This window comes from Methylocystis rosea SV97, from assembly GCF_000372845.1.
Taxonomy (GTDB): domain Bacteria; phylum Pseudomonadota; class Alphaproteobacteria; order Rhizobiales; family Beijerinckiaceae; genus Methylocystis; species Methylocystis rosea.
The window spans coordinates 124232-150530 of record NZ_KB889964.1; the positions used below are offsets into that span (position 1 = coordinate 124232).

The 26299-nt window shown below is 59.9% G+C and carries 28 protein-coding genes and 3 pseudogenes; 9 read left to right on the top strand and 22 right to left on the bottom strand.

The window, feature by feature from the left end:
• Nucleotides 1–59: 59 nt before the first annotated feature.
• Nucleotides 60–1436, bottom strand: a complete 1377-nt coding sequence (chrA, locus tag A3OO_RS0119530; RefSeq protein ID WP_018409539.1) for a chromate efflux transporter — start codon at nucleotides 1434–1436, stop codon at nucleotides 60–62.
• Nucleotides 1433–2260: a chromate resistance protein ChrB domain-containing protein gene (locus A3OO_RS0119535; RefSeq protein WP_018409540.1), complete on the bottom strand. Its 828-nt coding sequence runs from the start codon at nucleotides 2258–2260 to the stop codon at nucleotides 1433–1435. Before A3OO_RS0119535 ends, chrA begins: the two co-directional genes overlap by 4 nt.
• 39 nt (nucleotides 2261–2299) lie before the next feature.
• On the opposite strand from A3OO_RS0119535, the gene A3OO_RS0119540 reads away from it, so the two are divergent.
• A complete protein-coding gene (locus A3OO_RS0119540) occupies nucleotides 2300–2773 on the top strand; it encodes a TonB-dependent receptor plug domain-containing protein (RefSeq protein WP_018409541.1) in 474 nt (157 codons plus the stop codon).
• A 50-nt stretch (nucleotides 2774–2823) separates the two neighbouring features.
• Here the strand turns inward: A3OO_RS0119540 and A3OO_RS23235 are convergent.
• Nucleotides 2824–3566, bottom strand: a protein-coding gene (locus A3OO_RS23235) for an IS5 family transposase (RefSeq protein ID WP_156824962.1) whose coding sequence is annotated in 2 segments (ribosomal slippage) — nucleotides 2824–3236 and nucleotides 3236–3566 — 744 coding nt in all. Because the reading frame shifts where the segments join, the coding sequence is not laid out codon by codon here.
• Between the two features lie 561 nt (nucleotides 3567–4127).
• Here A3OO_RS23235 and A3OO_RS0119555 point away from each other — a divergent pair.
• A complete protein-coding gene (locus tag A3OO_RS0119555) occupies nucleotides 4128–4370 on the top strand; it encodes a hypothetical protein (RefSeq protein ID WP_018409544.1) in 243 nt (80 codons plus the stop codon).
• Nucleotides 4371–4541: 171 nt separating this feature from the next.
• On the opposite strand, the gene A3OO_RS0119565 is transcribed toward A3OO_RS0119555, so the two are convergent.
• On the bottom strand, nucleotides 4542–5525 hold the full coding sequence (locus A3OO_RS0119565) for an NAD(P)-dependent alcohol dehydrogenase (protein WP_018409545.1): 984 nt from the start codon (nucleotides 5523–5525) through the stop codon (nucleotides 4542–4544).
• A gap of 175 nt (nucleotides 5526–5700) precedes the next feature.
• A pseudogene (locus tag A3OO_RS22290) lies at nucleotides 5701–6623 on the bottom strand (IS3 family transposase); the annotation flags it as partial.
• 65 nt (nucleotides 6624–6688) lie between these two features.
• On the opposite strand from A3OO_RS22290, the gene A3OO_RS0119575 reads away from it, so the two are divergent.
• Nucleotides 6689–7741 carry an IS110 family RNA-guided transposase gene (locus A3OO_RS0119575; protein WP_018409546.1) on the top strand — a complete coding sequence of 351 codons (1053 nt, stop codon included), beginning with the start codon at nucleotides 6689–6691 and terminating at the stop codon, nucleotides 7739–7741.
• 236 nt (nucleotides 7742–7977) lie between these two features.
• Here A3OO_RS0119575 and A3OO_RS22295 read toward each other — a convergent pair.
• Nucleotides 7978–8239: pseudogene (locus A3OO_RS22295) on the bottom strand (transposase); the annotation flags it as partial.
• Between the two features lie 68 nt (nucleotides 8240–8307).
• On the opposite strand from A3OO_RS22295, the gene A3OO_RS22300 reads away from it, so the two are divergent.
• Complete coding sequence (locus A3OO_RS22300; RefSeq protein ID WP_018409547.1) at nucleotides 8308–8622, top strand: IS5/IS1182 family transposase; 315 nt, start codon at nucleotides 8308–8310, stop codon at nucleotides 8620–8622.
• Nucleotides 8623–8643: 21 nt separating this feature from the next.
• On the opposite strand, the gene A3OO_RS24880 is transcribed toward A3OO_RS22300, so the two are convergent.
• Nucleotides 8644–9111, bottom strand: a complete 468-nt coding sequence (locus tag A3OO_RS24880) for a hypothetical protein (RefSeq protein ID WP_156824964.1) — start codon at nucleotides 9109–9111, stop codon at nucleotides 8644–8646.
• Nucleotides 9112–9605: 494 nt separating this feature from the next.
• On the opposite strand from A3OO_RS24880, the gene A3OO_RS24095 reads away from it, so the two are divergent.
• Complete coding sequence (locus A3OO_RS24095) at nucleotides 9606–10205, top strand: TniB family NTP-binding protein (protein ID WP_198008874.1); 600 nt, start codon at nucleotides 9606–9608, stop codon at nucleotides 10203–10205.
• Between the two features lie 239 nt (nucleotides 10206–10444).
• A complete protein-coding gene (locus tag A3OO_RS24885) occupies nucleotides 10445–11359 on the top strand; it encodes a TniQ family protein (protein WP_026223173.1) in 915 nt (304 codons plus the stop codon).
• Here A3OO_RS24885 and tnpC read toward each other — a convergent pair.
• The 9 genes from tnpC to amoA form a co-directional block, all read right to left on the bottom strand.
• Entirely contained in the window at nucleotides 11323–12852 is a 1530-nt protein-coding gene (gene tnpC, locus A3OO_RS0119615) for an IS66 family transposase (RefSeq protein ID WP_018409553.1), read from the bottom strand. The two genes, A3OO_RS24885 and tnpC, sit on opposite strands and share 37 nt — an antisense overlap.
• A gap of 67 nt (nucleotides 12853–12919) precedes the next feature.
• Entirely contained in the window at nucleotides 12920–13276 is a 357-nt protein-coding gene (tnpB, locus tag A3OO_RS0119620; RefSeq protein WP_018409554.1) for an IS66 family insertion sequence element accessory protein TnpB, read from the bottom strand.
• Entirely contained in the window at nucleotides 13273–13707 is a 435-nt protein-coding gene (gene tnpA / locus A3OO_RS0119625; protein ID WP_026223174.1) for an IS66-like element accessory protein TnpA, read from the bottom strand. Before tnpA ends, tnpB begins: the two co-directional genes overlap by 4 nt.
• A gap of 74 nt (nucleotides 13708–13781) precedes the next feature.
• Nucleotides 13782–14150, bottom strand: coding sequence for a hypothetical protein (locus A3OO_RS0119630; protein WP_018409556.1), 369 nt, complete (start codon nucleotides 14148–14150; stop codon nucleotides 13782–13784).
• Nucleotides 14151–14206: 56 nt separating this feature from the next.
• Entirely contained in the window at nucleotides 14207–15253 is a 1047-nt protein-coding gene (locus A3OO_RS0119635; RefSeq protein WP_198008875.1) for an enolase C-terminal domain-like protein, read from the bottom strand.
• Nucleotides 15254–15306: 53 nt separating this feature from the next.
• Nucleotides 15307–15693 carry a tautomerase family protein gene (locus A3OO_RS0119640; protein ID WP_018409558.1) on the bottom strand — a complete coding sequence of 129 codons (387 nt, stop codon included), beginning with the start codon at nucleotides 15691–15693 and terminating at the stop codon, nucleotides 15307–15309.
• A gap of 115 nt (nucleotides 15694–15808) precedes the next feature.
• Nucleotides 15809–16585 (bottom strand): bacterial ammonia monooxygenase, subunit AmoC, encoded by a 777-nt coding sequence (gene amoC / locus A3OO_RS0119645; RefSeq protein ID WP_018409559.1) that lies wholly within the window; start codon nucleotides 16583–16585, stop codon nucleotides 15809–15811.
• Nucleotides 16586–16654: 69 nt separating this feature from the next.
• Nucleotides 16655–17890 (bottom strand): bacterial ammonia monooxygenase, subunit AmoB, encoded by a 1236-nt coding sequence (gene amoB / locus A3OO_RS0119650; protein ID WP_018409560.1) that lies wholly within the window; start codon nucleotides 17888–17890, stop codon nucleotides 16655–16657.
• A 15-nt stretch (nucleotides 17891–17905) separates the two neighbouring features.
• Nucleotides 17906–18670 carry a bacterial ammonia monooxygenase, subunit AmoA gene (amoA, locus tag A3OO_RS0119655; RefSeq protein ID WP_198008876.1) on the bottom strand — a complete coding sequence of 255 codons (765 nt, stop codon included), beginning with the start codon at nucleotides 18668–18670 and terminating at the stop codon, nucleotides 17906–17908.
• 223 nt (nucleotides 18671–18893) lie between these two features.
• Here amoA and A3OO_RS0119660 point away from each other — a divergent pair, with 223 nt between their 5' ends.
• Nucleotides 18894–19781, top strand: a complete 888-nt coding sequence (locus A3OO_RS0119660; RefSeq protein WP_280642668.1) for a LysR family transcriptional regulator — start codon at nucleotides 18894–18896, stop codon at nucleotides 19779–19781.
• Nucleotides 19782–19829: 48 nt separating this feature from the next.
• Here A3OO_RS0119660 and A3OO_RS0119665 read toward each other — a convergent pair whose 3' ends face one another.
• From A3OO_RS0119665 to A3OO_RS0119680, 4 genes and pseudogenes are all read right to left on the bottom strand, one after another.
• The gene (locus A3OO_RS0119665) at nucleotides 19830–20927 is read right to left on the bottom strand and encodes an L-dopachrome tautomerase-related protein (protein ID WP_026223176.1); all 1098 of its coding nucleotides are present in this window, start codon (nucleotides 20925–20927) and stop codon (nucleotides 19830–19832) included.
• A gap of 255 nt (nucleotides 20928–21182) precedes the next feature.
• On the bottom strand, nucleotides 21183–21305 hold the full coding sequence (locus tag A3OO_RS24635; RefSeq protein WP_280642665.1) for a hypothetical protein: 123 nt from the start codon (nucleotides 21303–21305) through the stop codon (nucleotides 21183–21185).
• Nucleotides 21306–21431: 126 nt separating this feature from the next.
• Complete coding sequence (locus tag A3OO_RS24100; RefSeq protein ID WP_018409564.1) at nucleotides 21432–21596, bottom strand: hypothetical protein; 165 nt, start codon at nucleotides 21594–21596, stop codon at nucleotides 21432–21434.
• Nucleotides 21597–21598: 2 nt separating this feature from the next.
• Nucleotides 21599–21898 (bottom strand): annotated as a pseudogene (locus tag A3OO_RS0119680) (glutaminase); the annotation flags it as partial.
• Nucleotides 21899–22663: 765 nt separating this feature from the next.
• On the opposite strand from A3OO_RS0119680, the gene groES reads away from it, so the two are divergent.
• Both groES and groL read left to right on the top strand, forming a co-directional pair.
• The gene (gene groES / locus A3OO_RS0119690) at nucleotides 22664–22951 is read left to right on the top strand and encodes a co-chaperone GroES (RefSeq protein ID WP_018409567.1); all 288 of its coding nucleotides are present in this window, start codon (nucleotides 22664–22666) and stop codon (nucleotides 22949–22951) included.
• A 54-nt stretch (nucleotides 22952–23005) separates the two neighbouring features.
• Nucleotides 23006–24637: a chaperonin GroEL gene (gene groL, locus A3OO_RS0119695; protein ID WP_018409568.1), complete on the top strand. Its 1632-nt coding sequence runs from the start codon at nucleotides 23006–23008 to the stop codon at nucleotides 24635–24637.
• Nucleotides 24638–24789: 152 nt separating this feature from the next.
• Here groL and A3OO_RS23265 read toward each other — a convergent pair whose 3' ends face one another.
• Nucleotides 24790–24945, bottom strand: coding sequence for a cold-shock protein (locus A3OO_RS23265; RefSeq protein ID WP_018409569.1), 156 nt, complete (start codon nucleotides 24943–24945; stop codon nucleotides 24790–24792).
• A gap of 652 nt (nucleotides 24946–25597) precedes the next feature.
• Nucleotides 25598–25813 carry a hypothetical protein gene (locus A3OO_RS24105; protein ID WP_198008877.1) on the bottom strand — a complete coding sequence of 72 codons (216 nt, stop codon included), beginning with the start codon at nucleotides 25811–25813 and terminating at the stop codon, nucleotides 25598–25600.
• Nucleotides 25814–26299: the final 486 nt, after the last annotated feature.

A 26299-nucleotide genomic window follows, 5' to 3' on the forward strand; every position in this document is an offset into this window, starting at 1 on the left:
GTCACATCCTCCCAGCGATGGATTTTGGTTGAGAAGGCGGCCGTCCAAACGCCGAAGGGCTACGCACCGAATAGATAGAGCAGCAAGCCCGCCGCCATGCAGGCGGCGAGCGTCTGTAACATCCCGACGTTGAAGCGGAACACTGCGATCATCGCGCCAGCTGTAAGAAGTAGCGCCCAAGGATTGACACTCGCAAGCACGGGAGCCGCAAATGAAAGCCCAAACCCGTGCACCGCTACGACTTCGCAAAACAGAACATGGATTGCGAACCAGATCGCAAGATTGAGGATAACGCCGACGACTGCCGCCGTGATCGCTACGAGCGCGCCGGCGAGCGCCTTGTCGCCGCGCATCTTCTCGACAAAGGGCGCTCCAAGGAAAATCCACAAGAAGCAGGGTGCAAAGGTCACCCATGTCGTAAGCAGCCCGCCGAGCGCGCCGGCGATTGACGGCGGCAATGCGCCTGGTTGGCGATAGGCCGCCAGAAATCCCACGAATTGCAGCACCATAATCAGGGGCCCAGGCGTGGTTTCCGCCATCCCAAGACCGTCGAGCATTTCGCGCGACTGCAGCCAATGGAGATTGTCGACCGCCTGCTGCGCCACATAAGCGAGCACCGCATAGGCGCCGCCGAAAGTCACCCTGGCCATCTTGCTAAAGAAGACCGCGATTTGGCTAAAGACGTTGGCCGGCCCGAGCAATGCGAGCAGGGCCGCGACGGGCGCAAGCCAGAGAATGAGCCAAATCGCTGCGACCTTTAGCGCGCTCACGGCCGAAGGCGTGGCAAGCGCGGAAAACCCGTCCCCAAGCAGACTGCCGCCGTCAGCCGATGCGTTTGCGCCGCCGTGTCCGCCGCCGGCGAATTGTGAGAGCTTCGCCCTACCGCCGAAATATCCAATCAGACCCGCGCTCAGGATGATCAGCGGGAACGAAACGTCGAAAAAGAAAATCCCCACGAAGGCGGCGACGGCGAGCCCTTGCATGATGCGGTTCCTGAGAGCCCGCTTACCGACGCGCAGCACCGCCTGTAGAACGATCGCCAACACGGCGGCCTTCAGTCCAAAGAACGCGGCCGCGACGAAACCGAGCTTGCCAAGGAGCGCATAGATGATGCTTAGCGCCATGATCGCGACAGCGCCCGGCAGGACAAACAACCCTCCCGCCATCACGCCGCCGCGCGTCCCATGCATCAGCCAACCCACGTAAGTGGCGAGTTGCTGCGCCTCAGGGCCAGGAAGGAGCATGCAGTAGTTGAGCGCATGCAGGAAGCGCGTTTCGGAGAGCCAACGCTTCTCTTCAACCAGAACCCTGTGCATCAGCGCGATCTGGCCGGCGGGACCGCCAAAGCTCAGCAGAGCGATACGCGCCCAGACGCCCAACGCCTCCCGCAACGAGACGCCGTGATCCGCCGCCTGAATTTTCGTCGGCGCGTTCATGTGGTTTTCCCGGATTTGGTCGCAGGCCAGTTGTGCGGCTCGTCTGTCGCATCGCGACACCATCGATAGAAGGCGTCATAAAGCGCCAGTCCGGCATCAAGCTGGTCGAGATTGTCGGGATACATGCGCGATAGTCCGAGCGAGGCGGCAAGAAGTCCCGCAGCCTCCGGCGCGAGATCAGGCCGCGCCGTATCCGCGCCGCGCACGATGACCGAGAGCCTTTGCAGCGGCTCCAGGGCGAGCCCCCACTCGTCCAGCATCGTATCGAAGGTGCAGCACTCGCCGCGATGACTCCAGAAGGCGCCATCGATATCGAAGGGAGCGGCGGAAAAACGTTCGGCGACGCCTTGAACCTCCGCCGCCGAGACCAACAGAAAGACGGCGGCCGGATCGACGAAACGACGGATCAGCCAGGGACAGGCGATCCGATCAACCTTTGGGCGCGCGCGCGTGACCCATACGGCGCGCCCCAGTGCGTCGCGCGGCGGCAAATTAGCCTCTGGCACGAGCGGCCCGTTCGATTGCGCCCAGGCGACATGTCCTCCGATCAGCACCTCGGCTGAATCGGCGCCGGCATGCCGCAGCCAGGCGGCGATACCTTCGCCGAGATCGTCGCCTTTCTGATCAATGATGATGACAGCGCGGCCGGCAATTTCGCCGGCCCATTCGGTAACAGAAGCGTGAGGGCGTCGCGCTGCCCCGGGAACGAAGCGTGGATCGCTTTCCCATTCCCCGTCGGTCCGCACATCGATGAGCGCAGGACAATGTGGAACGCCGATGAGGCGCGCGAGCTTATCGGAAGAGATGGCGTTGATTGACGACATGGCGCGCCCCTGGTGAAAAACCGGACGCGATTCTTGGGCATGTCGCCTCATGGGGAGATCGCTTCCCCATGGGGTGAAGACAATATTCCAGCCGTCGTCCAGACCATCACCGCGAAGCAAATCACCGAGCAGGTCAACGCCTCCAACGCCGTGGAAACGCTTCGATATCTTCCCAGCATCGAAATCGTCGAAAAATTCCCCGGCGATCGTTTTCAGGACATCCAGGGCCGCACGACCGGGCCCTTCCAGCCCGCCGTATTCCTGGTCGCCAGGGGGCAGACCAGCCGCCTCGGCGGCACGTCTATTCGACCAAAGCCTGGGCAAGACGACTCGCGTTACGTCCTCACGCCATTCGGCCCGGATCGCGAGTCACATGGCTATCTGATTTTCAACTGCTCCCGCAAGGGCGGTCAGGAGGCCTCGATCATATCCGACCCGCCAGATCCCGACGAGGCGATCTACTCCCTCGTGACGAGCTGTTTTTGTGTCGGCTATGTGAGCTGCGACCATTGACCCTCCATCTCGTTAAGCCAAATGACACCTATCTGAAACTGGCGAGCGGTCTAGGGCCTGTCGGCGGCGACGTGGATCATGGCGGCGAAGCTCTGATCGGTTTTGTCGGCGCGGAGCGCAATGCGTTTGAACTCCTTGAGTTTGCCGAAGAAGTTTTCGATCAAATGCCGCCATTTGTACATCTCCTCGTCAATGGCAAGAGGTTTTGCCCGGCGCGGATGTTGGGAGATGACGACTTTGGCGCCGCGCACGTCGAGATCGGCGATGATGGCGTTGCTGTCGAACGCCTTGTCGGCGATCAGCGCGCCGAAAGCGGCGCCCTCAAGGAGCGGCGCAACGCCAACTGTATCGAAACGCTGTCCGGGCATGAGCGTGAAGCGCACGAGATTGCCGAGCGCATCGGTGAGCGCCAGGATTTTGGTGGTCATGCCGCCTTTTGACCGGCCGATGGCCTGGCTCGAAGTCCCCCTTTTGCGCCCTGTCCGTGACGGTGAACCTTGACGATGGTGGCGTCGACCATGGCGTATTCCATGTCGGGTTCGTCGCAGACGGCGTCAAACAGCCGTTTCCAGACATCCGCCTTCACCCAGTCGCGGAACCGTGTGAACACGCTGTTCCAATGCCCGAATGCGCGCGGCAGATCACGCCACGGACTGCCGGTGCGAGCAATCCACAACACCGCCTCCACGAACAAACGGTTGTTGTTGCCGCTGCGGCCGGGATCGCCCTGTTTGCCAAGACAAAAGGGCTCCATCTTCGCCCATTGGGCGTCAGTCAAAACGAATCGGTTCATCAAAAGCTTGAATTACAGCCAAGCTCAGATGAGAATCCCAAATCCCAACAAACCCTAGAGCGAGAGCGAAAATTCTGCGGTTCATGACTACGTTCCTCCCTGCCTTTCCCGAATGACCAGGAAATAGGCGCGCGGAGTTTGTGCGAATTTAGCTTCCCTGGCAAACTTTGACGCCGATCAATGAACGCTGGCATCGCTACGGGAGCCGTCTTGGCGAGATAATCCGGAAGACGACGACGCGACCCGGCGCGCATATGCGCAGGGGTCAAAACCAAACCCGGAGATGAGCAATGAAGACAACCGTTGAGGAGTGAGTCCATGCGCTACTTCTGTTTCACATAAGGAATTGTTGTAATCTTTGAATTTTTCACAAACCGCGTTACCGGCTAAACTTCGTCCCCAGACTTCGACCTTCGCAGCTGGTTCAGGTGTTCCGCTCGCAATGGCGGCGCGACCCGACACCAGAGGAGGTCGTCCCTCTGCGTGTGGTCGCTGGGCGCGCCATAGACTTCAACCTGAAGCAACGCGGCCAGCGAGCGCGTGACGAAGATGGAGAGAAGGATGTCCTTTAAAAACGTTTTTGCCGCTGCGGCGCTAGGCGTCGCGCTTTCGGCTGGATCGGCTTTTGCCTATGAGCGTCATTATGATTTTGGCCAGGTTTGGGACGACGCGGTAAGCGAGCACAGGCGTGATGAAGCCTTGAGCGCCAGGCCGCGCGACGTCATGCGTCGCTATCCGCATCAAGTGGACCGCGACGGGCCGCACGATCCGAGCGCCAGGATCATTCTTGAAGGCGCGCGATAGCCGCCACTGTCAAAGGGATGCGTAACGTTGTAGATCATCGTCGACGGTCAGTGGAACGAACGCAGGCGACGCGACATCTTCTTTCGGCGCGGCCAAAAGACCACGCGGAAAGCGCCGGCGCCAAGCCGCATCACATTCCGGTTCCAACAATTCGCTCCATAGGCAATCAAGTCAGGCGGGCGGGCCAGATTGCGCGTGATCAAATATCTCCAAGACGATCTTTCCACGCACGTGGCCGGCTTGGCTGACGCGGTGGGCTTCTGCCGCGTGTTCAAGGGGAAGCCTAACGCATACGACCGGTTTTAGTTTTCCCTCGTCCGCCAGTTGACCGAGATACGTGAGATCGTCGCTGTTGGGACGAACCATGAGCAGCCTGGCCTGCTTGGCTCTGCCGAATATCTTCGCAATCTTCTGAATGGCGCTCGAGAGGAAGAACTCCGGGCTCGGCAACGTCGTGATATAGATGCCGCCCGGTGCCAGAATCTTTCGGCAGGCGGAGAATGAAGTCTTGCCCACGGCGTCGAAGACGACGTCGTAAGTGTCCTCGCCAGCAAGAAAATCACGCTGGTGGTAGTCGATGACCGCATCCGTTCCGAGTGAACGGACGAACTCGACATTGGAAGGGCCACAGGTGGCAGTGGTCACTGCGCCAAGCGCTTTGGCGATCTGTACGGCAAAGTGGCCGACCCCACCCGCCCCGCCATGGATGAGAACCCTTGCGCCTCGGGAGACATCGCCGAGGTCACGCAGAGCCTGCAAGGCAGCGCAACCTGCGACCGGCAATGAAGCGGCCTCGGCGTAGTCCAGCGACTCGAGCTTCGAGGCTGCCGTCGCCTGCTTCACGACCGCGATTTCGGCGTAACCACCGCCCCGCCTCGGATCGCTGAAGCCAAAAACGGCATCGCCCGCCTTGAACTTTGTGGCAAGCCTGCCTGACGACACGACCTCGCCGGCGATATCCGACCCTAAGACATAGGGGAAGCGCAGGCGGAGGAAGAATCGCAATTGGCCTTGGCGAATTTTCCAATCCAAGGGGTTCACGCCGGCTGCTCGCACACGAACCAGTATCTCCTCGTCGCCTGGCTGCGGATCTGGCAAGTCTCGCATGCTCAGATTGCCCGCTTCGCCGTAATCATCGATCGCGATCGCTTTCATGCGCGAGTTCCATCTTTTGCCTCGCCTTAGGCGCGGCGCCGATTCGATCATGCTTGCGTCACTGCTCAAAGAGAGTGCGCCTCGGTTTCGTCCAGCATCTGTCGTAGCCACTGCATATAGGGAGTGCCGCCCGTTCCCCGCGGGTCATCAGTCCATCTGACCTGCCCCCGAACTTTCATCCAGTAGCAAGTTGAGTCCCGGCGGTTGATACGCCCGAGGGCGCGGGTGCAGCAACAGGCGATCGGCGCAGCTGGTCGGGGTTGCGCAGCCGATCGCCTGTTGCGGTGAGATTGGCCGCATATTCCGCCGGCGTCGCGTAGCCGAGGGACAAATGCGGGCGTTCGTGGTTGTAATCGTCCGCCCAAGCCCCGATCGCCGCTTTGGCGTGATCGAGCCCGAAGAACAGCGTTTCGTTGAGCAGTTCGTCGCGCATGCGACCGTTGAAGCTCTCGCAAAAGCCGTTCTGCATGGGCTTGCCCGGCGCGATGTAATGCCACTCGACCTTGTTTTCGTTCGCCCACGATAGGATGGCGTTCGAAGTGAACTCCGTCCCATGGTCGGAGACGATCATGCCCGGCTTGCCGCGCCTTGCGATCAGCGTCGTCAGCTCGCGCCCGACGCGCTTGCCCGAGATCGACGTGTCCGGAATCGCGGCCAGGCATTCGCGTGTCACGTCATCGACGACATTGAGGATGCGGAACCGCCGCCCGCAGGGGAACTGGTCGTGCACGAAGTCCAGCGACCAGCGCGCGTTGGGCTTCGCCTCGACGGGGATCGGCGCCCGTTCCCACGGCGCGGCGGCGCGCGCGGCGCTTCCTCACCGTCAGCCCTTCCTCGCGATAAGCCGATAGATGCGGTTCTTGCCCGATCGCTCGCCCTCCTGCCGCAGCAAAACGAACAGCCGCCGATAGCCGAAGCGTCGGCGAGCGTTGGCGAGATCGCGCAGCTTGGCGCGAAGCTCCGTGTCCGTCGGTCGCCGCGGCGAATAGCGAACGGTCTTGCGATCCACCTCGACGATTTGGCAGGCTCGACGTTCCGACAGGCCCATCACGGCCGAAGGTGCGCGACGGCGTCGCGCTTGACGGCGGGCCCTACCATTAATGGGATGGTCCGCCCCGTCCTCCCGCCGCAGAATGCGGCCCCTTGGCACAGGAGGATAGGCTATGGCGGAACGTAACAAACCAAAGGACGCAGCCGTGTTCGGCGTCGATATCGGCAAGAATGTTTTCCACGTGGTCGGGATCGACGCATCTGGCTCGCCGATCCAGCGAGCGAGCTTTCGGCGGGATACGCTGCTGCAATTTTTTGAGCGCGCGAAGCCGACAGTCGTTGGCATGGAAGCCTGTCCAGGCTCCCAATGGCTGGCGCGAAAGATTATAGCCTTCGGACACAGGGTCCGGATCGTCCCCGCGAGGTTCGTCAAACCTTACGTCAAGTCCAACAAGAACGATATCATCGACGCGGAAGCAATCGCCGAGACGGTCTCGCGGCCAACAATGCGCTTCGTCGAAGTGCGCTCGCCGGAGCAGATCGATCTCCAGGCACTGCATCGCGTCCGTGACCGGATGGTGGCCCAGCGGACACGCCTCGTCTGTCAAATGCGCGCCTTTTGCCTGGAATATGGCATAGCGATGCATCAGGGCGTCGGCAGATTCAAGGCAGACCTGCCAAAGGTCCTGGCGAATGAAGAGAACGATCTCACGCCAGCGATGCGCAGACTGCTCGCCAGCCTATTCGAAGACGTGCGACAGCTCGAAGCGCGAATCTCCGAGACCTCGCGCGAGATTGAAGCGACAGCGGCGGCTGACGACACCGCCCGGCGTCTGATGACGATCCCGGGCATTGGACCGCTCGCGGCGACGGCGCTGCTCGCAGCGGCGGGCAAAGGCGCGCAGTTTAAAAAAGCTCGAGATATGGCGGCTTGGCTCGGGCTCACGCCGCGCGAACACTCAACCGGGGGCAAGACGACATTGCTCGGGATCAGCAAGCGAGGAAACGCCTATCTGCGCTGGCTTCTGATCCACGGCTCCCGGTCATGCCTGTTACACTTGGACCGATCGCGCGATCGGCTCGGCGGTTGGTTGGGGCGGCTTCAGAGCCGAATGCACAACAACAAAGCGGTCGTGGCGCTTGCCGCCAAGGTCGCGCGCATCGCCTGGGTGGTCATGACGACGCCCGGCGCAACCTATGAGAAGCGCGGTCCGGCAGCAGCCTGATTGCCCTTTTCAACAGACTGCGAGGTTCGGGAGAGTGATGACGAAACAGTTGATCGGCGCGCCGTAAGCTCTGGGCAAAAAACCGGGCTTCGCGCCCGCACCATTATTCGAGAACGGCGTGTGCGTATCTCATCATGGCCTGGCTGCAACAGCAGCTCGCTCGCGAGAGGCCGGATACATTTATGCAGACTGGAACGTCAGAACGAACGCGACCCTTGCACGGACGGGGCGGACCATACATTTTTTGAAAGCAGCTCACGAAGCGCCGCCGAATCCAGCATGGCTTCAGCCAAGTTTTTTTCAGCCGCGCGTTCTCATCTTCCAAGGCGTTTAGGCGCTTGGCCTCGGAGACGTCATGCCGCCGAACTTGGCTTTCCAATTGTAGAGCGTCGTTTCCGACACCGCGTATTTGCGCGCCAGATCCACCGCTTTCGCGCCGGCCTCCTGCTCCCGCAAAATCCCGATGATCTGTTCTTCCGTGAACCGCTTCTTCTTCATCGTGTCCGTCCTGTAATGGGCCGGACTCTAATCGCTTCTGGAGGAATTTCTCAGGGGCAGGTCATCTATTGCAAAGCGCGCGGCGGCGCTTCCCTTTCATCGCAAAAATCTTCGCCGATGCCGGATATCAGGGGCCGAAAATGGCGCGTACCATCGCCGCGACCGGGTCCTGGAAAATCGAGATCGTCAAAAGGTCCGATGCGAAAGGTTTCGTTGCGCTGCCCAGGCGCTGGATTGTCAAACGAACGCTCGCCTGGATCAGCCGAAACCGTCGCCTCATGCACGACTTTGAGCGCTATGCGACCACCATCGCCGCTTTCGTCCGTCTCGCCATGATCCGCCTCATGCTCAAACGCTTGACCTGTATAAGTCCCTGTTCATGAACCCCGTCTTTGTGGATCGGCTCATGGGTATGTCGCCAACTCGTCGATGAGCACCAGAAATCGTTTCATTTTTGCGTTGATCTCGTGGGTATGTTCGGAGACGGCGCTGCGAACCCAATAGCTCATCAGCCTGAGCGCGTCGCGGGTCTCGTCAACGTAGCCGCTCCATAGGAGATGACGTAGGCGCGGCACGTCGCAATAGGCCGATGTCAGGAGCCAAGACTTCAATTCTGGTTCGAATTGACGGATGCCTTCGAAAGTCTGCTCAATGTGACGTACGCGCATTGAAATGTGAAACCAGTCGAGAATATGCGTGACTTGCTGTCTTTCCGCGCTGACGACAGCGCCTCTGAGCGCGGGATCGCCATCGCTGAAGACTGTGATGTCTCTGCCGGGAATCCAACCCTGGGCGCGTAACGCAGCTCGAATAATATCGACCTTGCTCGTCGAAATATTTGGCGCGGACACAAAGGCGTGCCACGCGTTCATCGGTATCGACGCATCCCATGATGATCTCGAAATGTCGAGTCTGAAATCCCGGAACGGGGCGTATATAGGCGCCATCAATGAAAACGGACATCGGGCCTGGTCCGACGCGGCTCATGCGATGTGGACTCGACAGGTCTTTCGTCTCGATGTGATCTGCAACCCGCGCGAGGCGATTTCGAACGCTTTTGTGATTGTGAGGGCGGGTTGCGGGCACGAAAAGATCAAGAACCGGGCTCGCTTCGCGAAATGAAAGCCGTGCGCCCAATTCCGCTTGTACGCGCTCAAGCTCGGGGGTTGCTCGCCCCGCCATCAACGCCATCAATCGACTTGCAGGCACCGTATCGTGCGGCACCAAACAGCTACAGGGTCGAAATCGAGGCGCGCGAACCTGACTGTCGGGAGCCATGTTGGCGTGAGAATTCGATTTCAAGAAAATCAACGATTTAATCGGAGCCATGATGCTTGGGAATATCCATTTAATTTGACAATATGGCTTGCTGACGCCATTTAATTTGAGAATTTGGTGCTTCAACCTTTTTGAAGATTTGCTGCACGCCGATGGGCGGCGCGGACGACGTTCGCGAAGGCGATATTCTCACATTCGATGGCTTTTTTGGTGCGACGTTCAATATTCTCATACCAAGATGGCTCCCAACAATGGGCAAATCCGTGCTGGTGGAAAAGTTCCAAGACGACTACGTGCTGAGCGCCCGCGAAAAGCCATACGGACCGAAGGCGAAATTGTTGGTTGTCGAATTGGCGGGACGCCCAATGAGCGCCGTCTCTTCGCGCAAATTCTCGCGGTGCTGGGCACGCCGCAGAACCCGCGCGCCACAATTGTCGAACTCGAAAGGACCACAGTCCGCCTGCTGAACGACCTCGGCGTTCAAGTGTTGGTTTGGGATGAGATCCATAACGTGCTCGCGGCTTCCTGGCGTGAACAGCGCGTCGTCTTCAACACGCTGCGCTATTTGAGCAACGAACTGAAACTGTCTCTGGTTTGTTTTGGGATTTTATGGAAGCGCGCCAGGCGATCAATGGCGACGTGCAATTGGCGCGCCGCTTTGACTCCATCTCGTTACCGCGATGGATAGCGGACAAAGAGTTCGAGCAACTCGTCCTTGCCATCGTGCGTAACCTGCCATGAAGGAACCGAGCGTTCTGACGGTGAAAGGCTTGCGACGCATTCTGTTGGTCAGCGGTGGAGTCAGCGCACGGATATTCCGCATGCTCAATGACGTGGCGATCGAAGTCATCGAAGCGGCGAAGAACGGATCACCGACGAAGCACTGGAGCGCTACAAGCCTTTGGGGGAAGACGAGGCGACTTTCCAATGATCGACGACGAGGACGACGCTCGTAGGCCGCTGCCAGTGGTGCTGAAGCCGGTCGACGACGAGCTGCTCTCGTCGTGGTTGGCGAGGCACGCGGCCTACTATGGGGTGTCGAAGCCGTTTTTCGCCAAATGGCTGATGCTCGGCACGCGCAACCTCTCGCTTCTCGACCATCGGCTGGGGTTGACACAGGTCGCGCGCCTATCTGAAAAACTCCGATGCGATCCGATCGCGCTCATCGCGATGACGTTCATTGATACGCCAGCACGATCCGCCGAATTAATCTGCCGCAACCGAGCGCCGCAAATTTGCCGGCCCTGCGCCGATCGGCACGCGCGCGATAGCGCATCCGGCGCGGTCCCAAAGCATTGGCGAAAAGCTTGGCGGGTCGCCTGCCCTGCTTGCGGCGCGCCTTTGTCGGACACGAACGAGCGGCCCGATACCGGCGGAACATTGTGCGACACCAGCCCATTCGCGGATGTGTGGAAAGAAGTTGTTGCCGGCGAGGCGGTCATCGAACGTTCCTTCACGGCAACAGCTCGTTCGACTATTCCCCGGTCGCGCTCATGCGCGCGCTACTCGTGCAGACCCGGCGCCCTCCCGGCGCGAATGATCGCGACCCCGCTGTCGGCTGGACGCTTAACACGATCTTTCCCGAATTCGACGAGCTTGCACGGCCTATCAAGCGCAGGATCCACCATGCCGCCGTTGCAGCTCTTCCGATCCCATTCCGTCCGGCGCTCTTGGCGGCGTTTCGCGAACGATCGCCAATCCCGCAATCCTCTATGTTGTTTGGGAGGAGACAACGCTCCGGGGGCGAATAGCGTTCGAACGCCTATGCGAACAGCCAGGCTTGAAGCTCAAGGTAAGCGCTGTTTTCAGGCCACGTCTTTGAGAGCGACCGGCTGCGCGTAGGCCCATGGCATGAGCTCGTCGATCTTGCTCGCGAGATGTCCGTCGATCTTCGCGAGGACATCGGCCATATAGGCCATCGGATCGACGCCGTTCAGTTTGCAGGTCTCGATGAGCGACGCGACGATCGCCCAGTTCTCGGCCCCGCCGTCGGAGCCGGCGAAGAGCGCGTTCTTGCGATTGAGCGCGATGGGGCGGATCGCGCGCTCGACGATGTTCGAGTCGATCTCGATGCGCCCGTCGTCGATGAAGCGCGTCAGGCCGTCCCAGCGCGAGAGCGCGTAGCGGATCGCCTCGGCGAGCTTGGTCTTCTGGCTGATCAGCGCGAGCTTTTCACGCAGCCATGGCTCGAGGGCGTCGAGGATGGGGCGGGATTTTTCCTGTCGCGCCGCGCGCCGATCATCCGGGCTCCGACCTTTGATGTCGCTCTCGATGGCGTAGAGCGCGCCGATGCGCGCCAGCGCCTCGCTGGCGATCGGCGCAGGACCTGCCGCGGCGAGTTCGTAAAAGCGCCGGCGAACGTGAGACCAGCAGAAGGCGAGCGACACGCTGTTCTTCTGCGCCAGCGCGCGATAGCCGGCGTAACCGTCGACCTGCACGACACCCGTGAAGCCGGCAATGTGCGTGAGCGGCTGCTCGGACTTTCGGTTTTGCGCATAGACATAGACGGCGATCGGCGGATCGGCGCCGCCCCATGGCCGGTCGTCGCGCGCATAAGCCCAAAGTTGGCCGGTCTTGGTGCGCCCGCGCCCGGGGTCGAGCACCGGCGCCCTTGTCTCGTCGGCGAAGATTTTTGTCGACGACCTGATGTGTTCCAGAAGCCGCTCATGCACGGGCCGCAAATGCCAGGCGGCGCGGCCAACCCAGTCGGCGAGCGTCGAACGGTCGAGGGCGATCCCCTGCCGGGCGTAAATCTGGGCCTGGCGATACAGCGGAAGATGATCGGCGTATTTGGAGACGAGCACATGGGCGACGGTCGCCTCGGTCGGCAGTCCGCCTTCGATCAACCGCGCCGGGGCCGGCGCCTGCACGATTGCGCCCTCGCAGGCGCGACAGCCGTATTTGGGACGCCGCGTCACCAGCACGCGGAACTGCGCCGGGACGACGTCGAGCCGCTCGGAGACATCCTCGCCGATCCGGTGGAGCGCGCCCTTGCAGCAGGGACAGGCCTTCTCGTCGATGTCGACGATGGTTTCGATGCGCGGCAGATGCGCCGGCAGCGCGCCACGGTTCGTGCGGCGCTTTCTGGCCGCCTTCTCGCGTTCGGCGGCGGATTTTGCTTCCGTCGCCGCCGCCGCGCCGGCTTCCGTCTGCTCGACCTCTTCGAGCGCGAGCAGCATCTGGTCTTCGGGAAGCGTTTCGGCGCGCCGTCCGAAGCGATGGCGCTGCATCTCCTTGATGATCTGAACGAGGCGCTCGTTGCGCGCCCGCTCGGCGAGGAGCATCGCCTTCAGTTCGTTCGGATCGTCGGGAAGCGTCTCGATCGCCTGCGCCATAAACGCAGAAGACCATATTTTCCGCCGTCTTTCGACGCTCTTCGACGCCCTGATTCACTGTGTCGCATCATCCCGGCAAGGTCGGCGCCGACGTCTCCTTCGCGCCGTGGACGCGGCGCCAGTCGAGCCCCTCGAGCAGCGCCGAAAATTGCGCCGCCGACAATCGCATGACGCCGTCATCGATCTTGGGCCAGCGGAACTCGCCGTCCTCCAGTCGCTTGGCGAAGAGGCATACGCCCGTGCCGTCCCAGAACACGAGTTTAACCCGATCCGCGCGCTTGGCGCGGAAAACGTAAATCGCGCCGTCGAAGGGATCGGCCTGCATCGTCTCGCGCACCAGCGCCGCGAGACCCTCCGCGCCCTTACGGAAGTCGACGGGCTTCGTCGCCACCATGACGCGAACCGCGCCCGTCGGGCCGATCACTTTGCGCCTGGCGAGGTTCGCAAGGCGTGCAGGATCGCCGTTGCCATGCCGATGTCCGCATCACGCCAGATCCACACATGCGCCTCGCCGATCTCGATCTCCACGACGGGAGCGGCGGGCTCCGCCTTCGGCCCACGCGCCGCCGCGTGCACAGCGGTGACGGCGTTCTCCGCAATTGCCGGAACAAATGGCGGGGCGCCCGCCGCCTCTGCCCTCCGGCGCGCCTCCCTTCGCCAGGTGAACAGTTGCTGTGGCGTAGCGCCATGTCGACGCGCGACCTGCGAGACGACCGCGTCAGGAGCCAGCGACTCTTCGACTGCCAGCGCCTTCTCCCCTTCGGACCACCGGCGCCGCCCGCCAGCTCCAGTGATCACCTCGATGCGCCGTAACCCGGAGCCGTTCGGCTCAATCGAAGGATCAAGTCTAGACACGAGCCTTATCTCCAAATCAGGAGATCAGACTCGCCGCTTTCATCTCGCGTTTGAAGGTGGGGCCGTAACAGCGCTTACAGCTCAAGCAACGAGGCAAAGCCATTAAACGTGAGGATATGACCTTCAATATTCTCACGTTCAATGGCTTCTTCGATTCGGAATCGGATTCTCAAGCCAAGATGGCTCCCGACAAGCAGTTCGCGCGCCTGCGAAGGCATTTGGCGGCTCCAGTCGCGCAACGTATTTTCCGCATATTTTCCGTATGCGGCGTTCGTGCGACATTTCATATCACTCAAGCTATTGAATTTATTGGCGTGCCCCGGTCGACGAAGATGGGCAATATTGCTTTGCTGCGGCGCTATGACCGGGCGCGCTTCTGTGCGGCAATTTTTCTGCCGCGCGATCGGCGCGCCGATTCCGCTCCTTTTCCGATCGGCCAGCATTCGTTTCGAGGGTTCGCGTTCAGGTCGTTTTTCTGGAGCGTGCGCCGCACAAGCGGTCAGTCCCTGACTCCAATAGCAGCTTCATCCCAATCAAGTCCTACTCCGGCGACAGCGGGTATATGCAACATGCCGTCCACGACCTCATAGGGCTGCTTAAGGATTGGATTGACCCAATTCTGCCACTCAAGCCAATGCGACGTTTCTGAAACCCGCATAACGTGGGCGCCGACCTCTGGATAGAGGTGCGTAGAAATGGGCGCCCCGAACGCCGCCGCAATGGCTGCCGATTTTAGCCAGCCGGTTACGCCGCCGATCCTCATGAAGTCTGGCATTACGAGGTCGCATGCCTTCATTTGAAGCGCACGGTGCAGATCCCGATGACCGTAGAAATTTTCTCCTATCTGCAACGGCGTTTTCAGTTGCGAAGCGAGGCGCGCATATCCATCCAGATTGTCGTAAACGATGGGTTCCTCGATCCAATCCAGGCCCAAGCTGTCGACCGATTGGCATCTCACGAGCGCTTCAGCAAGATCGAGCCCTTGATTGAAATCCGCCATCAAATGAACATCGGGGCCACCTGCAGCGCGCACCGCCTCGATAGCGCGCAAATCCTGATCTGCGGTTGCGCGGCCTAGCCGGATTTTCAGTCCGGCGAATCCTCCTTCTTGGATGAGTCTCGCTGCTTCCTCCCCTAATTGCGCTGGATCAGTCAGCCAAAGACCGTTGCTGTTATATGCCTTCACCGGCCCAACCGTGCCTCCGAGGAGCACGCACAAGGGTAGATTCGCGGCCTTCGCCAAGGCGTCCCACGCCGCTATATCGAGGCCCGAAACGGCGATCATACTCAAGCCCTGGTAGCCAACGAAATGGAGAGACTTGCGGGTTAGCTCGAATATCTCGGTCGGCGCGACGGCATGACCATCGACAAGCTCGCCAAAATCCTCCAAGGCGGCAACGATATATTTCATCGCCTTTGCCGTGTACGGTTCGAGGTAGCTGCGCCCAACGATTCCTTCGTTTGTGAACAGATCGATGAGGATCACAGGCCAGTCGGAGATCGTCGCTATTCTGGCCACGATCGGGCGTTCCAATTTGAGCAGCAAGGGCCGAGCCCTGATGCTTTTGATTGTCAGTCGGCCAATTGTCATTCCAAGACTCACATATCAGCGTATTGCGCTTCGCCGTTCCCGAACGACCAGTTCTCCTTGGGAACCTCGACGAGGCTGATGAAAACGTCCTCAACGCGAAGTCCCAGGCGGGAATGAAGTTCTTTCGTCACCGCACGATAAAAAGATTTCTTCTGCTCGACCGACCTACCTGCATTGAGCGTGATCTGGATGAACACGCAGTCCTGCGTGCGTTTGATTCCAAGGTAATTCTCGTCGGCAATGAGGGAGTGTTCTGGATGTTCGGCGATCACCTGGAAGCGATCGTCCTTTGGAACCTTCAAGACCTCGGTCATCGCGTGATAGACGACATCGCCGATGCCGCGACAATATTCGAAAGGTTTGCCTTCGATGAGATCGATACGCACGAGAGGCATTTGAGCTCTCCTATTTTGGGCGATGCGGATCGGGCGCAGCTTCAGTACGGATCGCTCTAGAAAACGGGCGCCCCGAGGTTCGTGGGGACGCACGCACGCGCTGCAGGCGCCTTTGTCAGGCCGCGTCCTCGATCTGGTCCAACAGTTGAATGAGACGCATCACCTGTTGCAGCAAAATTCCGCCGACACCAAGAGCAAACCACACGCCAGTGACGAAACCCCAGTGAATCGGCGCAGCGAAGAACTCCTCCCGAAACCAGAAGGTATGGCCCCACTCGTTAAATCCCACACTAACGAAGATCATGAACGGACCGACGACCGCAAGCGTCAGAGGGAGGGAAATCCCCTCGGCGTAAAGCGGCAGGCGCGTCCTCGCGTACAGCCACGCCGAGCCGCCCATCAGGATGTAGAAGGGAAAGTTGAAGTAGAACTCGATGATGTGGTTGGCGGTGAAAGGCGTGTCGCGGACGGAAACCTGATGCCAGGAATTGTCCTGCTCCGCAAAATAGCTGCCGGCCCAATAAACGGCGAATGTGTAGATACTGATCCACATCGTCAGCGTGAAGTAGCGCGTAATCTCCTCCTTTGGCGTAATCTTGTCGAGGTTTCGGTCCCGGGTGAACCAAACATAGCCCCACAGCGTCGGAAACACGATCAACAGAAATGCACCTTCGAGGTAGAGCAATCGCATCCAATGAACGTCGAACGCGGGATCGGAAGAATCTAGGCCGGTCGAAATAGCATAAGCGCCCTGATACATCCTAAAGCCGACGTAGATGACGGTCATCACGCCGAAGGTCAGGAGATATTTCGGTAGGTCTCTCAGATACCAGGGCAGATTGAAAGGCGCTTGCGGGGTGGATTGGGAGATGGTTTGCGCGGTGGTGCTCATGGCCGCTCCTTTGGTTGGCTTGGAGTGTTTTCACGCGGGCGACGCTCTTCGCCCGGCTGCGCGAGATTGTCAGTAGAATTTCGGGATAACCGGAGCGGACACGCTGGAGACATAGCGTCGGCCCGCGTTGTCATAGAGGAAGAGTAAGCCTCCCATCCGCGTATCCGCGTCGCGGATCAGGCCATCGAGCCTCTCCCGCTGCCAAAGCGAATCCTCGGCCGTGATGCGGATCGTTCTCGTCTCGCCCGGCGCAATGGGATCGGCCGTGTCGATGCTCAGCCCTTCGCGTGCAGCCAAAGCGGCGCCCTCGTCCTGTGGCGGCTGGACAACCGCGGGGTTAAGGAAGCGCACATTCGCGGTCGCGAACTCGCCAACCCGGACGGGATGGTCGGAGCCGTTATGAAGCAGCGCGGTCATGATCATTGCTCGAGCAGGCACATTGTATTCGGCGCGCTGAATCTTGACCTGCACCGCTCCGACGTCGACGGCGGGCGGAAGCGGATCGATCTGATCCATTGCGGCTTGCAGAGGGATGGCGTTTGGATATTTTAGATCCGTTACGAAGTTCGCGCCGAATACGATCATCGGAACTGCGAAGATGATCGCCGCGCCAATCTTCCGGTCGAGCGTGGAGATAAGGCTCGTCTCTTGGCCGGCATGCAGCAATTTATAGCGTGGAATAAACAGCGGACGCCTGACCCACCACAGTAGCCACGCCGAACCGAGCGCGATCCAGAAGCCGTGCCAGGCGACGCCATTCGCGAGCCCGTATGTCTCCATGTCGATCACGCTGCCATCGAGCGTCTTGATCTGGTTAGTGAATGCGGAGGCATCGCCCTCGACTTCCATCCATTGGCCCGGGCCCACGACGGAGCCCGCATCATGCAGGTTGATGAACGGATGCAGATGGAACCGACCAGGGATCCTGGCCTTCATCACGATCTTGAAGTCATAGTCGCCGCCGAGTTTCAAAGCGGAGGAGCTGACGGACGATTGTCCGTTGAGGTAACGCTTGGTTCGAATAAAGACGGGCCCCGGAGCGGAGACATTCAGATAGGTCGCGTCCGGTTGCGCCACCCCGCGCGGCCAGTCCGCGTTGACGTGGAACTTACCGGTGATGACAACCTCTTCATTGACATTGAGCTTTGCCTTCGACCACGCCACATCGTACCATTGGATCGTACGCATACGTACGAAAGGTTCCAGGGCCTTTTCGCCATGGGCGAGCGCTGCTTCGGGAGCAAGCGCTCCGGCGCATAATCCGAGGTAAACGGCACTGAAAAGAGACTTGAGCGACTTTTTCATCTCGTTGTCTCTCCCTCAGATATTCTTGACGTACTTTGTCGTCGCAAATGCTTTTCCCAGATACCACCAGAGCGGATACATCAGGGTGCAAAGCAGCGCCGAACAAAACGCCGACAACGGCGTTGCATATTGGCCGTAGGTTCGCAGCGTTCCACGCTCGATGATGCGAAGATATTCAGGCGTCCCCGCGCGGATGTATTGAAAGCCGAAGAGATCGGCCACGGTGAGCTGCGCGCCGCCATACTCCACCGGCACGTGAAACATGCCGAAAATCGGCCAGTTGGTCGGATAGAAAAGCAGGGCGAACGCCATGCCGCCAAAGATGCTCGTGACAGTCAGACTGTTGCTCAACATCAGAATCGCGTCGAGGACGAGGGCGCTCGGCAACATCGTGGCTGGCAAGACTTCGTTTATCGGGAAAAAGTTCCACATGTGATAGGCGAAGAAGCGCGTGATCCATGTGCCGATCAGCAAGCATGAAATGCAAAGCGTCGCGCCAAGCGGCAACCTGAAATTTGGCCAAAGCACGGCCTGTACCGCCGCGGGGAAGGTAATCATCATCAGGGGAGTGATAAGCGGCCACCATTGCCGATCCTTCCAGTCTTGCCAGAAGTCCCAGTCGCCGACAGTCAGAGCAACATGCAAGTGGAAGGAGCCAATGAAAAGGAATAACGCGAGCACCAGGATCAGATAGTCATAAGCGCGGCTCAGTCTCGACTTTTCCCCTGTATAGGGCCGTGCTGGAATATCTAGGGATTTGCCAGTCATGCGGTCCTCCACGAAGGTTGGCTCTCTGTGCGGCTCTTTCCCGAGCGGCGGCCAGAATGGCGAACGACGAGACGGCGCAACTTTCGGGAAGCTATGCGAGGCTAGGCTCTGCGTGAAATGGCGAGTTTTGATAGGCCTATGAATAAAAATCACAGGCGCACATCGTCGGGCTGGGCAAGAGAGGTGATGAGGCTAAACGGTGACTGAACTGCATAATTTTGATCTCAACCTGCTCGTGGCGTTTGATCTCCTCATGGAGGAGAAGAACGTCTCGCGCGCCGCCGTACGCCTGTTCGTTACGCAGTCGGCGATGAGCCATACCTTGCAGCGGCTCAGACAACAGTTGGACGATCCACTACTCGTCAAGACCCCGGGAGGCATGAAGCCGACAGAGCGCGCGCTGTCGCTGGTCGACCCGGTGAAGGCCCTACTACGCGACATCAAGCGGCTGATCCGTGCGCCGGAAGAATTCGATCCTGCACAAAGCAGGCGACGGTTTGTGATCGCCGCAACCGATTACATGGACCTGCTGGTGCTCCCTCCGCTCGTCGAGCGCATTGCGCTGGGCGCTCCGGGCATCGACATCCATGTCAAGAGAACCGAGTTGCCCTTTCCCGAAGCGGATCTTGAGCACAATGATCTCGATGTCGTGCTGGGCTTCGATGCGATACTGAAGCCGCCTGCCTATTTGAGCAGAACGAAACTTTTTGAAGACCGCATGGCCTGCGTCGTCTGCAGGCAGCATACGGTCGGCAAAAGCGGTCGGCTAACGCTTGAGGAATATGTCTCGCGCAAGCACATGTTGATCTCCCGTACCGGCACACGCGTTGGACTAATCGACGAGTGGCTCGCCGAGAGAGGGCTGGCGCGCCGTATCGCGTTGATCGTGCCCCACTTCCTCTCGGCCCCCTTCATTGTGGCGAAGACCGATATGATCTTGTCCCTGCCGGAGCGGATCGCCCTTGACTTTATCGGCCTTGCCCCGCTGAAAATTGTGCCCATCCCGATCGAATTGCCGGCCTATGACCTCGTCATGGTCTGGCACCCGCTCCATGATCTCGACCCCGCCCATCGCTGGTTGCGTGATCAAATCGTCGAAGTTTCCCGGAACCTGCGTGTTTAGCTATCTGAGCTTGACGACACCTTTGCCTTTTGCCGGTAAGCCAAAGCCTCATCTGCCCGCGAGTCCGGGGGCCATCGCTTTGACGTCGATGAGGAAATACGGCGGCTTCGACAATAACTCTCCGCCGTTTAGAACAGCGGATTTGTGCAAGCGATTGACGACGGTATAGAGCTTGCCTCCCGGCCCAAAACTGAGAGAGTCGACCCAGGATAACTCTTCGTTTTGTGCGACTCGCTGGTAACTGCGATCCCCCTTGATGACCCCGATCGCATTTTCTGCAAGATCGCCGAGGTAGATGTTATTGTCCCTGTCGATGCTAATGCCATCGCAAATGGGCTTAGCGCTATAGCGCTCAACCCGCGCACCAAGCTGCCTTTCGTCGAGAGCTTCATCGGCCGCATCAGCGGCCTTTATGCGGTAAAGGCTCGTTCCGTGCATAGGACCAAAATACACCCATTCGTTCTGCAGATCTTCTGTGATCGGATTGACGCCGATATGGGGTCGCACGAGATAGCCGGCGGAGTCTTTCACCTGAATGGGGCGCCCATCGATGACGAGATCGATTTTCTCGGGCACAACGCTGGAATGACCTTCCAACACGCGACGCGCGGCGCCCGTTTGCAAATCCACCACGATAATCGCTGCATTTGCTCCACCTGCGGGATCGGCGATGAATATCTTGTTGTGCTTGCCGTCGACGGTAAAATCGTTAACGAACGCATCTTTGGGCGCGATAGGCGGCGGCAAATAGATAACGCGGTGCAACTTGTCGGCCTTCGTATCCCAGCCGACGAGTTTTGGCGTGACTCCGCTGCGCAGGCCATTATCGAGCATCCAGACAACGCCGTTGGCGTCACTCCTAATGCCAAGAACAGAATCCAGCTTTAGCTCAGAATGGCTCAGCCGGTCATTGAACTCCTTGTTCGGAAAGGGCGCGAGAGAACCGTCGTCGCGATGCTCAACGACCGAGTAATTCGGTTCGTAGAACTGATGCTGGCTCATGATAATTTTGCCACTCCCGGTGACCGTGACGTTGCCGGGCGCTTGCGCGAGCCTCGCTATGATTTCGTAGTTGGGCTGCTGCGCGGCTTCCGCTCGGCTCACAAAAACGGCCAGCATTGACAGGAGGATTAGGCTCGTTCGCATGGGAACTCCGGGACGGCTTTGGACGCCGACGGATTCTATCCTGTCGAACGTTACTCGGCGCATGATGCTTGCTCATGGCGTCATTAATGGATTCGATACAAAGCACTGGGAAAGCGTGCTCCCTTGATCTTCGGCTCCGTGTCCACATGTGACCGGCGCCTAGGCCGAGGCGGCTCTGGCGTTGGTTGCGATCTTCCACCTTGGACTGTTTGTTGAGCCGATTTGCCGCGCTAAAAGGCATCGCCGCTGTGCATTTTAGTCCCGATCAGAAATCAATTCTGGGGATGCGCCGGCGACCAGTGGTTCGACGAGCGACTGCCCCCCGGAGCCGACGCTGCTGACCGGCATCTGCTTTTGCGCCGGCTGTGGCATGGCCATGACGCTGCTCACCGGCAAAAGCGGGCGCTACCGCTATTACACCTGCTCGACCAAGGCCCGGCAGGGCGAGACCGGCTGCAAGGGACAAACCGCACCCATGGAGTCGCCGACCATATCGAGCGGCGGCTACTCAAGCCCGAACGACTTGAGCACATCCTTTCCTCGGTTCTCCATCACCGCTAAGAGCGCACGGAACGCCGGCCGGAGCACATCGCGGAATTGCGCAAGCGCGCCGCCGAGGCCGACGCCAAGCTGATGCGCGACGCCAAAGGCGGCTACCGCCGCGACCACCGTCGGATCGAATTGAATGCTTCGCCGCTGGGCTCGACGCCGATTGTTGCTTCCACGCGCTCGTGGCCGAGCGTTTCAAGAGCAAGCGCGAACACGAACGCCTTAGAGATCGACTGGATCGTGAAGGGCGCGGCGCTGTCACCAACCTCGTAGACAAATCCATCGATTGTCGCGAGGCTGATGCCGAAATGGGTTGGGTTGGCCCTGGTGAGTTCTGGGATGTAGTCTGCCACTGCGCCGGAATCGTCGGCCGCGAATTGATCATGGCAGCGGGGCAAAAAGTCGCGAAGCGGGGAATGCACGGCGTCTCCAATTTCTTACTGCTGGGGCATGAAGAACTGCTTTCACGTTCCGATCAAATGTTTCAGCAAAGTATATGCCTGTGATGCGACCTCAGGCCTAGAAGGAAGATCACCCGTCCAGGTCTCCATCTCGCGCAATTGGCCGAAAACCATGTCATGGCTGAGGTTCTTGACTACTGAAATTTCCTTCAGGCGACCGCGTCGTCCGCCGCCTTGTGGTACGGCAACAAACGGCCCAAGCGAACTGAAAGCTCCATCAATTCAGGCATCGCCTAGTCGGGACAAAGTTCCCCTTAGAACCACCTGTCGATTGGCACTTCAAGGCGGGACTCGCCCGTCATTGAAATTCAATGGCGTCGCTGAGACTGAAGTGCCACTTTCGGGCATTTCAATCGAGACTGGTGCACGCGCTTTGGGCACTCAAAATGGAACTCGTCGACCGGTCGATCGACCAAAGCATTTTCGACCGCAATGTCAGTTTCGCCCATGGCGCTTGAGCACTGCCTGATTCTTTCAATCGAGACTGCGTGCCCAAGGATCTCACATGGAGTGACCAGAATCGTCCCAACGTTCCGGAGTCCATATTGAACTGCCCATCGACAGCTGGGGCGGGGCGTCTTGTAAACGCTCAAGGACATCCTTATTCCTGGAGAGGGTTCTGGCACTCAAGGAAATTGAGTGCCAGAACCCTCTCGTTTTGATCATCGCTTTGCCGTTCGACGGTTCCCGTCGACTGCCGCCGGCCCAGAATAAGGAAAAACCGATATGGCCTTCCGTCCGCTGCATGACCGCGTCGTCATCAAACGCCTCGAGGGCGAAGAAAAGTCCAAAGGCGGCATTATCATTCCCGACACCGCGAAGGAAAAGCCACAGGAAGGCAAGGTGGTCGCGGTTGGTCCCGGCGGACGCGACGAGAGCGGCAAGCTCACCCCTCTCGACGTGAAGACCGGCGACCGCGTGCTGTTCGGTAAATGGTCCGGCACCGAGGTCAAGATCGACGGCGAAGACCTCCTCATCATGAAGGAAAGCGACATCATGGGCGTCGTCGACTGACCCCGCCGCCCTTTCGCTCATTCCTGCTCTTGCACACTCTCGGAGTTCCACGCCATGGCTGCCAAAGACATTCGCTTTTCCACTGACGCGCGCGACCGCATTCTGCGCGGCGTCGAAATCCTCAACAACGCCGTGAAAGTCACGCTCGGTCCGAAGGGCCGCAACGTGGTCATCGAGAAGTCCTATGGCGCGCCGCGCATCACCAAGGACGGCGTCACTGTCGCCAAGGAGATCGAGCTCGCCGACAGGTTCGAGAACCTCGGCGCCCAGCTCGTGCGCGAAGTCGCGTCGAAGCAGCACGACGCTGCTGGCGACGGGACCACCACTGCCACCGTCGTAGCGGCGGCGATCGCCCGCGAAGGCGCCAAGGCAGTGGCCGCCGGCCTAAACCCGATGGATCTGAAGCGCGGCATCGACCTCGCGGTGGAAGCCGTCGTCACCGATCTCAAAAAGAACTCGAAGAAAGTCGTCTCGAACGAGGAAATCGCGCAGGTCGGCAAGATCTCGGCCAATGGCGACGAGTTCATCGGCCAGGAAATCGCCAAGGCGATGCAGAAGGTCGGCAATGAAGGCGTCATCACGGTAGAAGAGGCCAAGGGGCTAGAAACCGAGACCGAGATCGTCGAGGGCATGCAGTTCGACCGCGGCTATCTGTCGCCCTACTTCATCACCAATGCCGAGAAGATGATCGCCGAACTCGACGATCCCTACATTCTCATCCACGAGAAGAAGCTTTCGACGCTGCAGCCGCTGCTGCCGATCCTCGAAGCGGTGGTGCAGACCGGCAAGCCGCTGCTCATCGTCGCTGAGGACATCGAAGGCGAAGCGCTCGCGACCCTCGTCGTCAACAAGCTGCGCGGCGGCCTGAAGATCGCCGCCGTCAAGGCGCCCGGCTTCGGCGATCGCCGCAAGGCGATGCTCGAAGACATCGCCATCCTCACCGGCGGCGAGTTGATCGCCGAGGACCTCGGCATCAAGCTCGAGAACGTCACGCTCGCCATGCTCGGCCGCGCCAAGCGCGTGCGCATCGACAAGGAAAACACCACGATCATCGACGGTGCCGGCGAGAAGAAGGACATCGAGTCGCGCATTTCGCAGATCAAGGCGCAGGTCGAAGAGACGACCTCCGACTATGATCGCGAGAAGCTGCAGGAGCGTCTGGCCAAGCTCGCGGGCGGCGTCGCGGTGATCCGCGTTGGCGGCGCGACGGAAGTCGAAGTGAAAGAGAAGAAGGACCGCGTCGACGACGCCCTCAACGCCACGCGCGCGGCGGTCGAGGAAGGCGTGTCGCCCGGCGGCGGCGTCGCCCTGCTGCGCGCCATCGCCTCGCTCGATTATTTGGTCACCGGCAACGCCGACCAGAAGACCGGTGTCGACATCGTCCGCAAGGCGATCCAGATGCCGGCGCGCCAGATCGTCGACAACGCCGGCGGCGACGGCGCCGTGGTCGTCGGCAGGCTGATGGAGTCGAAGGAATACGGCTTCGGCTATGACGCGCAGAAAGGCGAATTCGGCGACCTGATGAAGCTCGGCATTATCGATCCGACCAAGGTCGTGCGCACCGCGTTGCAGGATGCGGCCTCGATCGCCGGCCTGATTGTCACCACCGAGGCGACGATCACCGAACACCCGAAGAAGGACGCCCCCGCAATGCCGGGCGGCGGCATGGGCGGAATGGATTTTTGAGGACGATATATCCGCAGAGGCGAAGACTCTAGGACCTTGGAGCCCCTCCAGGGTCCTTCGGTCCCTCCAACCCAAAGAAGGGTCGCCGAGAACGGCGACCCTTTTCGTTATTGAAGCCGCTTGCGACGGAAAGTCGCCGCCAGCGTGTCTTGTCAGATTTCCTTGAGCTGATCGGCAGAAGATTTGCCTGACCGCTGGTCCTGGGTGAGTTCATAGCGCACCTTCTGGCGTTCGCGCAGGTCACGCAGGCCGGCGCGCTCGACCGCGCCGATATGAACGAAAACGTCCGCGCCATCGGTCATCTCCACGGAGGCGCGAGTTTCCGTGGCAGAACAGCACGAATCGGTCGTCGACTCCTAAGGCACGAATTCGAGCACTTCCCAGGACCTTTGCCGGAGTTTGCAAATTCGCGTCGATTTCAACGCGCCGCCGGCATGCTCAAAATTCTAACCGGCTAATTGTTCCTAACTTCGCTGCCGGGCGCGCATGCGGCGCCGGGCTGGCCGAGGGTCGAAATCGGGATCACCGACTTCGCGTCTCGTCGCTTGTGGGTCACAGCATCTACGAAGTCCTCTTGGTCGTCATTCGATCGCTCGTGCCGGGCATCAATCCCATGGTATGCTAAGCGCGAAACATGGGAGAAGGCCATGGCATCCGAATAGTTTAAGTGCATGTCGTATGATGGGACTACGATAAATCATATCTATTTCTCTCTTGTACCCATCGTGTCACCGCATGCGACAGGATCGCGGGTGACGTTCACGGGTGCCGGGAATGATTACGCGCACCTGAAGGAAACACCAGACGAGCTATTTAAGATGTTGAACGAGGTGAAAAATGCCTCGCGGCCCTAAAGGCGAGAAGCGCCCAGCCGAAGTGATCGGCGATGCCGTGGCGCGGGCCATCGCGCGTGTGCCCTGACGCATGCCGCCGGCGAAGCCGGCACTTGAAGTAGTCCGGTCATTGCGCCTGCACGCCGAGCGTAAGGCAGCGCACGAAGCTTTGCCGCAACGTCTTTCCGTCGATGGCGATGAAGCGGGACGGCGCAGCGGCGCAGGAAACGTCGAGACTTTCCGCATGACGACGAAACGCCTGCTCGAGTTCATTCGGATCGAGTTGGCAGGATTCCGCGCACGGTGTAAGCTGGCGCTCGTCGCAGCGCGCCGCGAGGGGCAAGGTCGATCTTCGCCATGATCCATGCTCAAAGAAAAAACGCCCCGCGCTTACATCCGGCGTCGGGGCGTATTGCGTTTTTGGGTAAGCCGATCGGGGCGGCGCTAATTCCATAAGCAGCAAAGTCGACGCAACCCGCGCGACACCCCTCTTCGAGGGGTGTCGCGAATGTCGCCCGGTCAGAAATTGCCGGGCTTTATGCGTTGCGCGGGAGCCAATCGAGGGGAAATACCCAGCCTTCAGGAGGGGCGCCAAACCAAAACCCCTCCCGTTTGAGGGGGGAGCGGCGTCTGACGCCGCACGCGGCTTGGAGTCGCCCAGTGTGCGGCCGCCCCTCGCGAAGTTCAAGCCCGTCGATTGCAAGCGCTAGCTCGTAGGCGCGCGCTCTCATGCGGGCAAGTTCGTCAGCGTGATCAATAAGAAATATCGGCTCGCCTTGGTTCCCGTAGAACAACCGCGCTGCCTTTGCTTCGGCCTCGGCGCGTTCTG